Here is a 13,818-nt window from a genome sequence, read left to right as displayed (position 1 = left end):
GATCCATGACCGCGCTCGCCGCGATCCTGATGCTGACCACCCAGGCCCAGGCGCAGACGCAGCCGCCGTTTCAGGGCAAGATCGGCCGCACGCTCGCGGACTCGACCGAAGCGTGGCCCGCGCCCGTTCGCGCACCCGCCGGTGCGCCGAACATCGTCTGGATCCTCCTCGACGATGTCGGCTACGGTGCCGCTAGCGCGTTCGGCGGCGGGATCAGCACGCCGCGGCTGGAGGAGCTGGCGCAACAGGGCCTGCGCTACACCAACTTCCACACCACCGCGATCTGCGCCCCCACCCGCGCCGCCTTGCTGACCGGACGCAACAGCTCGTCGGTGCATGTGGCGGGGTTCTCGCACCATTCGCTCGCCGCCGGCTTTCCGGGGTGGGACGGCTACCTGCCGTCCCAGGCCGGCACGATCGCAGAAATCCTGCGCGACAACGGCTATAGCACGTTCGCGGTCGGCAAATATGGCGTCACCCCCGACGAGGACGCGACCGACGCCGGCCCGTTCGATCGCTGGCCGACCGGCAAGGGGTTCGACCATTTCTTCGGCTTCCTCGGCTCGCAGACCGATCAGTACAAGCCCGATCTGGTCGAGGATCAGGCGCATGTCACCCCGGACGGCCGCCATTTGAGTGAGCAGATCACCGATAAGGCGATCAGCTTCATCGACCGTCAGCAACACGCCGCACCCGCGCGCACCGGGCTGGGCGCGCCGCCGCCCGCCCCGACCAAGCCGTTCTTCCTCTATTACGCCCCCGGCGCCACCCACGCCCCGCATCAGGTGCCGGACGACTGGCGCGACCGGTATCGTGGCAAGTTCGACGCCGGCTGGGACGTCTATCGCCAGCAGGTGTTCGCGCAGCAGAAGAAGCTGGGCGTGATCCCGGCCAATGCGGTATTGCCCGACCGTGACCCCGGGATCAAACCATGGGCCAAGCTCAGCCCCGACGAGCGCAAATTGTATGCGCGCTTCATGGAAGTCTATGCCGGCTATCTCGGCTACACCGACGCGCAGATCGGACGGCTGGTCGATCACCTGAAGAAGATTAACCAGTTCGACAATACATTGTTCGTGGTGGTGATCGGCGACAATGGCGCCAGCAAGGAAGGCACGCTGAACGGCGACATCGATCGCTCGCTCACGGCGCCCGCGCTACCCGAAAAGGAGAACCTTGCCTATAATCTCGCGCATATCGACCAGATCGGCACGCCGGAGGGCGTCGAGGCCAATTACCCGCTCGGCTGGGCGCAGGCGACCAACACGCCGTTCCGCTGCTGGAAACAGGACGCCAATTGCGAGGGCGGGACGCGCAACCCGCTGATCGTCTCCTATCCGAAGGCGATTTCGGCACGCGGCGTGCGCCAGCAATATGGCCATGTCATCGACATCCTGCCGACCACGCTGGAACTGGCGAAGATCACGCCGCCGGACACGATCCGCGGCATCGCGCAGCAGCCGATCGAAGGCACCTCGCTTGCCTATTCGATCGACGACGCCGCCGCCGCCTCGCGCCACCGCACGCAATATTACTACATCTTCGGTGCGCGTGCGATCTATCAGGACGGATGGAAGGCGTCGCTCGCCGCACCCAACCCGCTGATCGCCGGGGCGAGCATCGGCGCGGATCACGGCACGCCGGCGTGGCGGCTCTACAACCTCGACCAGGACCCGACCGAGCGCGTCGACCTGGCCGGCAAGAACCCCGCCAAGCTCGCCGAACTCCAGGCGTTGTTCGACAAGGAAGCGCAGGCGCACAATCTCTACCCGCTCGTCACCTGGCAGGACGTCGGCAATCGCCGACGCCAGCCGGTGCAGCAAGAAAGCGCGCACTGACCGCGATCGGGGGCGGCCGGACGGCCGCTCCCCTCCTCTGCCATCGAAAGGGTTCGATGCGATGATCGATCAACGAACTGCGGTCACCGACCATGCCACTCCGCCGCCAAAAGACTCCGTCCTGCGCGCGGTGGAAGAGGCGATCGCCGGGCTGGACTATGGCTCGATCGTCATCACCGTCCATGGCGCGCGCGTCGTCCAGCTCGACGTGACGCGCCGACGCCGCTTCGCCGATTGAGCTTTGCACCCTGATACCAAAGCTTTGGTTGACCTGAAATCCTATTAGATCGATAGATATTAACAGCGGACTGGCCCTCCGCCCCCGGTTCGCCGGACATCAGGCCCGCGGCTTTTGATCGGGATGCAGCTTGCTCCGCGTCACCAACGGCTAAAGCGCACGACGCCGAGGCGACCACGCCAGGCATCGTGTCTTCCCCCCGACGTGAAGGGGAATGTGATGCGCGCTATCCGTTAGGATCGTCACGCCGCCGCATGCCGACAGGCTGCACCGCGGCACGCGATTCCAAGCTCCAATGAAAATCCATCGACCGGTTCGTGCCGCCAGGGGGGCGGGCGCCGGATCGTGACGGGAGTTCCATATCTTGTTGCCATCGACCACCCGGGCGGGCGGATTGCCGCGGCGCGCCTCCACTATCCTGCTGACCGGTCTGTTGACCGCCACCTCCACCGTCGCGCTCGCCGCCGAGGCGCACGCAAGCACCGACGTCGCCGCCGCCCGCACAGCGGTGCCCGAGGCCGATCCCACACCAAACGCCGATCCGGCGCCGACCGCCGATGCGGATGCGGACGCCGTCGGCGGCGAAGTGCTCGTCACCGCCCGCCGTCGTCAGGAACGCGCGCAGGACGTGCCGATCGCGCTCAGCGTCGTCGGCTCGGAAGCGCTCGAACGCACCGGCAATTTCACGCTCGGACAGGTGCAGCAACTGGTTCCCAGCCTGCAGGTCTTCAGCTTCAATCCGCGCAACACCAACATCAACATCCGCGGACTCGGCTCGAACGTCGCGCTGACCAACGACGGCCTGGAGAATGGCGTCGGCATCTATATCGACAACGTCTTCTACGGCCGCGTCGGCCAGTCGCAATTCGATCTGGTCGATCTCGATCGCATTGAGGTGCTGCGCGGACCGCAGGGGACGCTGTTCGGCAAGAACACGACCGCCGGCGCGATCAACATCTCGACCCGCGCGCCGAGCTTCACCACCGAATTCGCGGGTGAGGCGACGCTGGGCGACTATGGCTATCATCAGGTGCGCGGGTCGGTGTCGGGCCCGATCGTCGCCGACACGATCGCATACCGCCTGAGCATCGCCGACACGCATCGCGACGGCTTCCTCACCAACGTCACCACCCGAGAGCGCGCGCAGGATTACGACAATTTCTCCGCGCGCGGGCAATTGCTCATCACCCCGGCGCCCGCGCTCGCGATCAAGCTGATCGGCGATTATTCGCAGCAGAAGCAGCATTTCGTGCTCGGCATCGTCGCCGATTATTTCGGTACCTACGAAAACGGCGCAGCGGTCCCCAACAATTTCCGCGATCGCGCGGCGCGCGCCGGTTACACGCCGCTGCCGATCGATCCCTTCGCGCGACGCGGCGACGCCAACAGCCATTATCAGTCGAACATGAAGAGCTATGGCGCATCGGCGCAGGTCGACTGGGACCTCGGCCGCGCCGCGCTCACCTCGATTACAGCATACCGCTGGTGGGACTGGGACCCGGCCAATGATGGCGACAACACCGCATTGTCGGTCGTCACCAAGGCGCAACAGGCGAACCGGCAACGCCAGTTCAGCCAGGAGGTGCGGCTGGCGTCCACCGGGAACAACACGGTCGATTACGTCGTGGGCGCCTATTACTTCTGGCAGATCGTCCGCGGTTACGGCGCCACCGCCTATGGGGCCGATGCCGCAAGCTGGAACCTGCCCACGGTGTCCGCGGCGATCGGCAATGCCGCGCTGTCCGGGTTCGAGGCGCGGTCGACCTCCACGCCCGAGACGAAGAGCGTCGCGGCGTTCGGTCAAGCGACGTGGAACGCGACCGACGCGCTGCACTTGACGGTCGGGCTGCGCTACACCGCCGAGCGGAAGAACGGCCGCTTTCATCAGTTCCACTTCGCCGGGGCGGACCTGTCGGGGTTGCCCGACAAGGCGCGCGCCGCCGCGCTCGCGATCCGCACCCAGTTCAATCCGGTCATGGATTTCACGACGCGGCTCAACGACGACAGCCTTTCGGGGCTGGCCACCTTGTCGTATCGCGTCGCACCCGATGCGCTGCTCTATGCCTCCTATTCGCGCGGCAGCAAATCGGGCGGGCTCAACCTCACCGCGTTGCCCGCCGGGATCGATCCGAACGTCCGGCCGGAAGGCGTCAACGCCTATGAGGTCGGGCTGAAGTCGCAGTGGCTCGACCGCACGGTGACGCTCAACCTCGCGGGCTTCTGGACCGACGTCTCGGACTATCAGACCGGCATCACCGAACTGCTCGCCAACACCGTCACCTACCGCCAGTATATCGCCAACATCCCGTCGGTCCGCTCGCGCGGGATCGAGGGCGATCTCGTGTGGGCGCCGGTGCGGCACGCCTCGCTGAACGCCTCCATCAGCTACACCGACGCCACCTACCGCGATTACCGCAATGCGCCGCAGGCGCCCGAGCGGCTGAACCTCGGCGGCATCCAGAACCTGACCGGGCAACAGCTCGCAGGCGTGCCGAAGTTCACCTACACGCTCGGCGCCGACGTCGCGCAGCCGGTCGGCGGCGCGCTCGAAGTGTACGGCCACGCCGATTATTCGCATCGCTCGTCGTTCAACACCACCGCCGGCAACTCGCGCTACGGCGTCATCAACGCGTATGGCGTGCTCAACCTGCGCGTCGGCCTGCGTACCGAAGACGCCCGCTGGGACGTCTCCGCATGGGTCAGGAATGCGGGCGACACCGATTACTTCCAGACGCTGTCGCCGACCAATTTCGGGCTGGTGACCGGCATCGTCGGCGACCCGCGCACCTGGGGCGTCACCCTTCGCACGAAGCTGTGAGGATCTAGCGGCATGGCCACACTCCACGCATCCCTCTTCCCCGCGCAGGCGCGTGGCGGCACGCGGCTCACGCCGCTGCGGCTTGCGGCCTTCTCGTCGCTGACGCTGCCCATCTATGCCGCGCAGGGGCCGCTGGCGGTCTATCTGCCCGCAATCTACGCGGAGCATTACGGGCTGTCGCTGGCGACGATCGGGCTGATCTTCCTGCTGGAGCGGGTGTGGGGTGCGATCGCGGACCCGCTGATCGGGGTGCTCGGCGATTACGGGAGCAGCCGGCTCGGCCGGCGGCGGACGTGGATCATCGCCGGCGCGATCGTCTATGCCGCCGCCGCCTCGACGCTGTTCTTCCCGCCGGCCGGGTTCGGCGCGCCGCTGCTCGCGGTCTCGCTGTTCCTATTCTATCTCGGCTGGTCGATGATCCAGATCCCGTATCTGGCATGGTCGGGCGAAATCTCGCGCGATTATGACGAGCGCACCCGCATCGCCACCTATGGCACGGTCGCCGGATCGATCGCGCTGCTGCTGGTGCTGATCCTGCCGACGATCATCGACCAGCTCCGCCCCGACGATGCCGTGCTGAAGCTCGCCTCGTTCGGGCTGGTGGTGATCGGCGGGCTGGTCGTCACCCTGCCGCTGGCGTTGACGGCGGTCGAGGACAACAGCCGCGCGCCCGCCACGAACACCCGAATGCCGTTCGCGCGCGCGGTGCGGCTGATCCTGAGCGAGACCTTGCTGCTGCGGGTGATCGTCTCCGACTTCGCGGTGACGACCGGGCAGTTGATCCGCTCCGCGCTGATCGTCTTCTTCGTCAGCGCCTATATGCGCCATCCGGAATGGGCGAGCGGCCTGTTCCTGTTCCAATTCGTCTTCGGCATCGCCGCCGGGCCGATCTGGATGCGGATCGCCACCCGGTTCGGCAAGCACCGCACCGCGATCCTCGGCGAGCTGGTGCAGGTCGCGATCAACCTCGGGCTGCTGCTCGTCACCCCGGCGCGCTTCCCGCTGCTGCTCGCGCTCACGCTGGCGCAGGGGCTCGCGCAGGGTTCGGGCAATCTGATGCTGCGATCGATGGTCGCCGACATCGCCGACAAGCATCGGCTGGAAACCGGCGCGGATCGCACCACGCTGTTCTTCTCGGTGTTCAGCCTCACCAGCAAGGCCGGCATGGCCGCCGCGATCGGGATCGCGCTGCCGCTGGTGGCGTGGCTCGGCTTCACGCCGACCGGCCCGAACACGCCCGCCGCGCTCGACGGACTGTTGCTGGTCTTCGCGCTCGGCCCCGCGCTCGCGCACCTGATCTCCGCCGCCTGCCTCTACGGCTTCCCGCTCGATCAGGCCGAACACGCGCGCATCCGCCGCGCGCTCGCCGACTGACCTCCATCCCACCGATCAACCACGAAGAAGGAGAAGTGCCATGACGTCTCTCGTCCACCGGTTCGTGAATGCCGCCGAAGCGGAAAGCCCGCTCGACATCCACCCCGTCGCCGGCCGGATCGGTGCCGAGATCCGCGGCGTGAAGCTGGGCGGCGATCTCGATCCGCTGACCGTCGCCGCGATCCAGGCCGCGCTGGTCCGCCACAAGGTGATCTTCTTCCGCGAACAGCATCTCACCGACGCCGAACACGAAGCATTCGCCGCGCTGCTCGGCGATCCGATCGCGCACCCGACCGTGCCGGTCGCCGAAGGATCGCGCTACCTGCTCGAACTCGAATCGAAGGAAGGCTATGCGGCGTCGAGCTGGCATACCGACGTCACCTTCGTCCCGGCTTACCCCAAGGCATCGATCCTGCGCGCGCTGGTGATCCCCGACGCGGGCGGTGACACGCTGTGGGCGAACGGCGAAACCGCTTACGAGGAACTGCCCGACTCGCTGCGCACGCTGGTCGACGGGCTGACCGCGATCCACAGCAACGATTACGACTATGCCGAGGTGCTGGCCGGCGCGTCGAAGGCGCAGGAGGAGCACCGCAAGGTCTTCACCTCGACGATCTACGAAACCGAGCACCCGGTCGTGCGCGTGCATCCCGAAAGCGGCGCACGCTCGCTGCTGCTCGGCCATTTCGTGAAGCGCTTCGCCGGGCTGAACACCGCCGATTCGCAGCGGCTGTTCTCGATCCTGCAGGATCACATCACCAAGCCGGAGAATGTGGTGCGCTGGCGCTGGCAGGCGGGTGACGTGGCGATCTGGGACAATCGCTCGACGCAGCACCGCGCTATCGCCGATTTCGGCTTGCAGCGCCGCCACCTGCGCCGCGCCACCGTCGCCGGCGACGTGCCGCGCGGCATCGACGGCCGCACCAGCCGCGCGATCAAGCCCGAACCCGTCGCCGCCGCCTGATCAGCATCCGACCCGCCCGAGCTTCGGGCGGGTCACCGGGCACGGCGGTGGTCGCCGGACATCGATGGTTTTCCCGGGGCCACGACACCGGCACTCTGCAAAACCAGCGCCATCGATCGCTTTCGCCGCATCCTGGCCTTCGTCGGCTCAGCGGAGGACACCCGATGTGTCAGCGGGATCGGCGACATCTTACCTCCCCCCGAACGAGCCATTCTCGTCTAGCCCCGGCGTGTCATCTTGTGCCGCCCGTAGCAGCGCCGCGGCATGTAGATCGGTGAGGCGCCGCGAGCCAATCGCAACCTCGCTCCCTCCTCTCCTCAGCGCTCGCTCAAAAGCATCGCCGCCGGCCAAGAGAGGAAGCTGTCACAATGGATGGGTGTGGTGCCGCTTACAGGACTCGAACCTGTGACCCCCGCATTACGAATGCGATGCTCTACCAGCTGAGCTAAAGCGGCCAACGCGCTTCCGCGTGGGAAACGTCGTGGTGGCGGCGCTTAGCAGCGGGAATGGGCGTTGACAAGCCTCTCCCGGCTTTACCGGGCCTTTACCATCCGCGCGGCAAAAGCGTCCGGCGAATCCGGCCGAATGGCAGGCCGCTCGCCGGGACGGACGATGAGCATGGACAGCGCACGCGGCTACGACGATCTTCGCCAGGACGACGATCCCACCGAGGGCGGCGTCGGCGAGGCTCATGCGCCGGTCGGCTCGGATGAGCGCCGGATGCAGGTACGCGCCTATAATCATTGGGTATCGCTGCTGCGCGGCCGCGCCTATCCCGCGATCGAGGATCTGGAGCCGGAAAGCATCGCCGATTTCGGCCCGCACAGCGTCCTGCTCGACTTCTCCGCCGGCGTCGAGGATCCGGCGATCCAGTTCATCGGCCGCGCATTGCGGGAGGAATGCGCGGTGGACCAGTCGATCGCGCGCATCTCCGACGTCCCCTCGCGCTCGCTGCTGTCGCGGCTGACCGACCATTATCTGCAGATCATCGCCAATCGCGCGCCGATCGGGTTCGAGGCCGAATTCACCGGCACACGCGGGCACAATACGATGTACCGCGGTATCCTGATGCCCTTCTCGTCCGACGCGCAGTCGATCGACTATATCTACGGCGTCATCAACTGGAAGGAGCTGGTCGCCGCCGACGATCAGGCCGGGCTCGATGCCGAGCTGGCCGCGGCGATCCGCGCGCCGCGCCACGATCCGCTGCCCGGCGGCGTCTGGGCGGACGGCCCGTGCGCGGCGGCTCCCGTGCCGGAGCCGGAGGTCGCGCCGACGACGCTCGACGATCTGCTTGCCGCCGCGCGGGACAGCGCCGCTGCGGCGCGTGTCGCGCGACTGCGCAGCCATGCCGCGCTGTACCGCGCGCTCGGCCGCGCGCACGACGTCGCGCTCGCCGCCGCGGCCGATCCGGCGCGACTGGAGGAATTGCTCGCCGCCGCCGACATCCGCGTGCAGGCGCGCGCGCCGATGACCGCGATCGCCAAGCTCGTCTTCGGCGTGGACCATGACAAGACGCGGCTGACCGAGGCGGCCACCGTGCTCGCCTGGGCGCAGCGTACCGGCATCGGCGCGGGCGCGCTCGCCCATGCGCTGGAACGCGCGGAGGGCGGGATCAAGGGGATCGTCGCCAGCGAACGCGCGCTGCGCCAGCCCGAGGCGGACGACGCCCCCGCGCTGCCGCTCGCCGAACGCGCGCCGCTCGCCGAACTGGCGATCGACAGCGGACTCGACGAAGGCGCAGCCGTGGTGCTGCTCGGCCGCGCCACCGCGACCGGCATCGTCGTCGTGGGCACCGTCGGCGACGATGCGAAGCTCGCCGCGCAGGTGCTGCGCCGGCTGCATTGATGCAATTCCACGCTGCACCAATGCAGTACGGCAACGCTTGAGCTAGGCGCGCGAGGGGCGCATAGCTTCGCCCATGCCGGAAAAGTCTCTTCAGATACTGTCTGCTGCGCTGGCGGCGCGGCTCACCTATCGCGCCCTGCCCGGCGAGCTTGCCGGCTTCGGCGAGGACAAGCAGGCGGAGGCCGCGGCCTTCCTCGCCCAGACCGCCGCGGTGCGCGCGCCGGGCACGCCGGTGCTGGCGCTGGAGCAACTGCCCGGCGACGGCGCGCGGCGGCGGATGCGGCTGGCGATCGTCAACGACGACATGCCGTTCCTCGTCGATTCGGTCGCGGCGGCGATCGGCGACCGCGACATCGCGGTCGATCGCGTCATCCACCCGGTGATCCGCGTCTCGCGCGATGCCGAGGGCCGGCTGACCGACATCGAGGGCGCCGACGGCAAGCCCGAATCGATGATCTACATCGAGCTGGAGCGCGTCGACGCGCGCGACCGGCGTGCGCTGACCGACGAGATCGAGCGGCTGCTCGCCGACGTCCGCGTCGCGGTGCGCGACTGGCGCGCGATGCAAGGCACGCTCGCGGCCGATGCCGGGGTGATCGACGATGTCGGGGGCGATCCGGAAGGCGCGGCGCTGCTGCGCTGGTTCCTCGACCGGCATTTCACCTTGCTGGGGCATGAGCGCTGGCACGCCGACGGCACGGTCGACGCCGCCGCCCCGCTCGGCATCGTCGTCAACGATCATGAGGTGCCGATCCTCGCCGACCGCTCGCGGCGGCTGGCGATCGACTATTTCGTCGCCGGCAATTCTGCGCCGCTGCTGCTCAAGTCGAGCCTGATCTCGCCGGTCCACCGCCGCGTGCCGCTGGACCTGCTGGTGGTGCCGATCCATACCGGCGGGCGCGTCACCGGCCTGTCGATCCACGCCGGGCTGTGGACCTCGGCCGCGCTCAACGCCCCGCCGCGCAGCGTGCCGGTGCTGCGTCAGCGGCTGGCGGCGAGCGAGGCGAAGTTCGGCTTCGACCCCGCCGGCCACACCGGCAAGGCGCTGACCCACGCCATCGCGACGCTGCCGCACGATCTGATGACCGCGATCAGCGCGGCATCGATGGAGGAGCTGGCGCTCACCGCGATGAGCCTCGCCGACCGCCCGCGCCCGAAGCTGGTGCTGGTCCCCTCCCCGCTCGGCCGGCACCTCTATGCGTTCGTGTGGCTGCCCCGCGACGAGATGACCACCGCGCGCCGCGTCGCGATCGGCGAGATGCTCGCCGAGGCGGCGAATGGCCAGGTGCTCAACTGGTCGACCAGCGTCGAGGACGGGCGCGTCGCGCTGCTCCGCTACACGATCGACCTGCGCGGCGCGGGCGTGCTGCCCGATGCGCTGACGCTCGACGCGCAGCTCGAGAAGATGGTGCGCGGCTGGGCGCCGTCGATCGAGGCCGCGCTGGCGGACGAGGTCGGCCCCGCGCGCGCCGCCCGCCTCGCGCTGCGCCACGCCGCCGCCTTCCCGGTCCGCTACCGCACCGGCGCGAGCGCCGACGAGGCGGCGCGCGACATCGTGTCGATCGCCAATCTCGTCGGCGATGCCGACCGCGAGGTGCGCTTCACCGCGGGCGGCGACGGGATGCTCCACCTCAAGGTCTATCGCCAGGGCGGCCCGCTCGCGCTGTCGGACGCGGTGCCGGCGCTCGAACATTTCGGCTTCCGCGTGATCGAGGAAATGCCGACCGCGCTGACCGACGAGGAACGCAGCTCGATCCACGACTTCACGCTCGAGACCAAGGCCGACATTCCCGCGGTGCTCGCCAGCGCCGAAACCTTGCAGGAAGCGCTGGCGCAGGTGCTCGAAGGCCGCGCCGAGGATGACGGGTTCAACCGGCTGATGCTGGAAGCCGGGCTGTCGCCGTCCGAGGTCGTGCTGTTCCGCGCCTGGTATCGCTATTTGCGACAGGCCGGGATGAGCTACGGCCCCGCCAATGTCGTCGACACGCTGACCCGCGTCCGCCCCGTCACCAAGGCGCTGGTCGAGCGCTTCGTCGCGGTCCACGACCCGGCTTCGACCGCCGATGCCGAGGCGGCGCAGGGCGTGATCGACGCCGGGCTCGACGCGGTCACCGGGATCGACGACGACCGCATCCTGCGCGCCTTCCGCGCGGTGATCGACGCAACCTTGCGCACCAACGCCTTCACCGAAGCGGCGAACGAGGCGCTCGCCTTCAAGCTCGACAGCGCGAAGATTCCCGGCCTCCCCGCCCCGCTGCCGTGGCGCGAGGTATGGGTCTATTCGCCGCGCGTCGAGGGCATCCATCTGCGCGCCGGCCCGGTCGCGCGCGGCGGCCTGCGCTGGTCCGACCGCCGCGACGACTTCCGCACCGAGATTCTCGGGCTGATGAAGGCGCAGCGCGTCAAGAACGCCGTCATCGTGCCGACCGGCGCGAAGGGCGGCTTCTACGCCAAGCAGCTCCCCGCGCCCTCGAACCGCGACGCATGGCTTGCGGAGGGCACCGAGGCGTATCGCATCTTCATCCGCACCTTGCTGTCGATCACCGACAATATCGAGAACGGCACGGTCGTTCACCCGCAGGGCGTGACGATCCTTGATGGCGATGACCCCTATTTCGTCGTCGCCGCCGACAAGGGCACCGCGACGTTCAGCGACGTCGCCAACCGGATCGCGCTCGACCGAGACTTCTGGCTCGGCGACGCCTTCGCCAGCGGCGGGTCGCAGGGCTATGACCACAAGGCGATGGGCATCACCGCCAAGGGCGCATGGGTATCGGTCCAGCGCCACTTCGCCGAGCGCGGGCTCGACGTGCAGACGCAGCCGATCCGCGTCGTCGGGTGTGGCGACATGTCGGGCGACGTGTTCGGCAACGGCATGCTGCTGTCGAAGGCGATCAAGCTGGTCGCCGCCTTCGACCACCGCCACATCTTCCTCGACCCCGATCCCGATCCGGCGGCGAGCTGGGACGAGCGTGCGCGGATGTTCGCGCTCCCCCGGTCGAGCTGGGCCGATTACGACACCTCGCTGATCTCCGCGGGCGGCGGCGTGTTCGCGCGCGACATGAAGTCCATTCCGCTCACCCCGCAGGTGCAGGCTGCGCTCGGCATCACCGCCGACCGCCTGGAGCCGACCGCGCTGATCTCGGCGATCCTCAAGAGCCCCGCCGATCTGATCTGGTTCGGCGGCATCGGCACTTATGTGAAAGCGGCGGCCGAGAACAACGCCACCGTCGGCGATCCCGCCAACGACCGGTTGCGCGTCGATGCCGAGGAACTGCGCGCGATCGCGATCGGCGAGGGCGCGAATCTCGGCGTCACGCAGGCGGCGCGCATCGCCTTCGCGGCGCGCGGCGGGCGGATCAACACCGACTTCATCGACAATTCGGCGGGCGTCGATTGCTCGGACAACGAGGTCAACATCAAGATCGCGCTCAACCGCGAGATGATCGAGGGCCGGCTGTCGTTCGAGGACCGCAACGTCCTGCTCGGCAGCATGACCGATGACGTCGCGCAACTGGTGCTGGAGGACAACCGCCTCCAGACGCTCGGCCTGTCGATCGCCGAGGGTGGCGGCGCGCAGGCGCTGCCCAGCTACGTCCGGCTGATCGAGGTGTTCGAGGAATCGGGCCGGCTCGACCGGCAGGTCGAGGGACTGGCGAGCAACACCGACTTGCTCCGCCGCACCGGCGAGGGCCGCGGGCTGACTCGCCCCGAGCTGGCGGTGCTGCTGGCGACCGCGAAGCTGTCGTTGCAGGACGCGATCGAACATTCGGCGCTCGGCGAGGACGATGCGTTGCTCCCCGACCTCCATGCCGCCTTCCCGCGCGCGATGCAGGAGCGGTTCGCCGACGCCATCGACGCGCACCGCCTGCGCGGCGAGATCGTCGCGACCAAGCTCGCCAACCGCATCGTCAACCGCATCGGCATCCTCCACCCGTTCGAGCTGGCCGAGGAAGAAGGCGCGACGCTCGCCGACATCGCCGCGATGTTCGTCGTTGCCGAGCGGCAGTTCGACCTCGCGACCCTGTGGCAGGCGATCGAGACGACCGCGATGCCCGAGGCCGGGCGGCTGGCGCTGTTCGACGAGGTCGCGGTCGCGGTCCGCTCGCAGATCGCCGACCTGCTCCGCGCCACCGCGCCCGGCACGCTCCCCTCGACCGTGCTCGCACGACTGTCGGGCGGGATCGACCGGCTCGCGGCCGCCACCGACGACCTGCTGCTCGACGAGGCGCGCGCCCACTCGCGGCGCATCGCCGACACGCTGGAGGCGGCGGGCGCGCCGCACGATCTGGCGCTCAGCGTCGTGCGACTGTTCGAGCTGGACGGCGCGGTCGGGCTCGCCGACCTCGGCGAGCGCGCCGCGATCGACGAGACGCAGCTGGCGCGCGCCTTCACCCGGCTCGGCGAAGGGCTTGGGCTCGACTGGGCGCAGGGCACCGCGACCCGGATCAACCCCAGCGATCCGTGGGAGCGGCTGCTGATCGCCGGCCTCGCACGCGACTTCCAGCAATTGCGGCTCGACTTCCTCGGCCGCGGCGGCGCGGGCGATCCGGTCGCTTTGGTCGACGCATGGCTGGCGAAGAACGCCGCGCGCGTCGGCCAATTCCGCGCGGTGATCGACCGCGCGCGCAACGCGCAGGCCCCGAATGCCGCGATGCTCGCACAGATCGCCGGACAAGCGCGCGTGTTGCTCGGGCGCTGATCCACGCCTGTCCTACAACGCCACGATCCGTCATTG

7 protein-coding genes and 1 tRNA gene are annotated in these 13,818 nt (G+C 68.6%); 7 read left to right on the top strand and 1 reads right to left on the bottom strand.

Going from position 1 to position 13,818, the window contains the following annotated elements:
- The first annotated feature begins 5 nt into the window (after positions 1-5).
- The 5 genes from PGN16_RS17105 to PGN16_RS17085 all read left to right on the top strand — a co-directional run bounded on the left by PGN16_RS17105 (position 6) and on the right by PGN16_RS17085 (position 7,232).
- Positions 6-1,838, top strand: coding sequence for an arylsulfatase (locus PGN16_RS17105; protein ID WP_335310577.1), 1,833 nt, complete (start codon positions 6-8; stop codon positions 1,836-1,838).
- A gap of 61 nt (positions 1,839-1,899) precedes the next feature.
- Positions 1,900-2,076, top strand: coding sequence for a YezD family protein (locus PGN16_RS17100; RefSeq protein ID WP_335310576.1), 177 nt, complete (start codon positions 1,900-1,902; stop codon positions 2,074-2,076).
- 367 nt (positions 2,077-2,443) lie between these two features.
- Positions 2,444-4,894: a TonB-dependent receptor gene (locus PGN16_RS17095; RefSeq protein ID WP_335310575.1), complete on the top strand. Its 2,451-nt coding sequence runs from the start codon at positions 2,444-2,446 to the stop codon at positions 4,892-4,894.
- Positions 4,895-4,906: 12 nt separating this feature from the next.
- Positions 4,907-6,268, top strand: coding sequence for an MFS transporter (locus tag PGN16_RS17090; RefSeq protein ID WP_335310574.1), 1,362 nt, complete (start codon positions 4,907-4,909; stop codon positions 6,266-6,268).
- A 40-nt stretch (positions 6,269-6,308) separates the two neighbouring features.
- A complete protein-coding gene (locus PGN16_RS17085; RefSeq protein ID WP_335310573.1) occupies positions 6,309-7,232 on the top strand; it encodes a TauD/TfdA dioxygenase family protein in 924 nt (307 codons plus the stop codon).
- A gap of 379 nt (positions 7,233-7,611) precedes the next feature.
- On the opposite strand, the gene PGN16_RS17080 is transcribed toward PGN16_RS17085, so the two are convergent.
- A tRNA-Thr gene (locus PGN16_RS17080) sits at positions 7,612-7,687 on the bottom strand.
- Positions 7,688-7,850: 163 nt separating this feature from the next.
- On the opposite strand from PGN16_RS17080, the gene PGN16_RS17075 reads away from it, so the two are divergent.
- Together PGN16_RS17075 and PGN16_RS17070 are read left to right on the top strand one after the other, a co-directional pair.
- Complete coding sequence (locus PGN16_RS17075; RefSeq protein ID WP_335310572.1) at positions 7,851-9,080, top strand: PAS domain-containing protein; 1,230 nt, start codon at positions 7,851-7,853, stop codon at positions 9,078-9,080.
- A 73-nt stretch (positions 9,081-9,153) separates the two neighbouring features.
- Positions 9,154-13,782 carry an NAD-glutamate dehydrogenase gene (locus PGN16_RS17070; protein WP_335310571.1) on the top strand — a complete coding sequence of 1,543 codons (4,629 nt, stop codon included), beginning with the start codon at positions 9,154-9,156 and terminating at the stop codon, positions 13,780-13,782.
- Positions 13,783-13,818: the final 36 nt, after the last annotated feature.

Origin of the sequence: Sphingomonas phyllosphaerae, from assembly GCF_036946485.1 — a bacterium.
GTDB classification, from domain to species: domain Bacteria; phylum Pseudomonadota; class Alphaproteobacteria; order Sphingomonadales; family Sphingomonadaceae; genus Sphingomonas; species Sphingomonas phyllosphaerae_E.
The sequence above is the reverse complement of the archived record's forward strand: the minus strand, read 5'-3'. Positions and strand labels throughout refer to the sequence as shown.

Bases quoted from the DNA above. Each gene is read 5' to 3' on its own strand.
- PGN16_RS17075 (WP_335310572.1), top strand. From the start codon at position 7,851: ATGGACAGCGCACGCGGCTACGACGATCTTCGCCAGGACGACGATCCC.
- PGN16_RS17070 (WP_335310571.1), top strand. From the start codon at position 9,154: ATGCCGGAAAAGTCTCTTCAGATACTGTCTGCTGCGCTGGCGGCGCGG.
- PGN16_RS17090 (WP_335310574.1), top strand. From the start codon at position 4,907: ATGGCCACACTCCACGCATCCCTCTTCCCCGCGCAGGCGCGTGGCGGC.
- PGN16_RS17100 (WP_335310576.1), top strand. From the start codon at position 1,900: ATGATCGATCAACGAACTGCGGTCACCGACCATGCCACTCCGCCGCCA.
- PGN16_RS17105 (WP_335310577.1), top strand. From the start codon at position 6: ATGACCGCGCTCGCCGCGATCCTGATGCTGACCACCCAGGCCCAGGCG.
- PGN16_RS17085 (WP_335310573.1), top strand. From the start codon at position 6,309: ATGACGTCTCTCGTCCACCGGTTCGTGAATGCCGCCGAAGCGGAAAGC.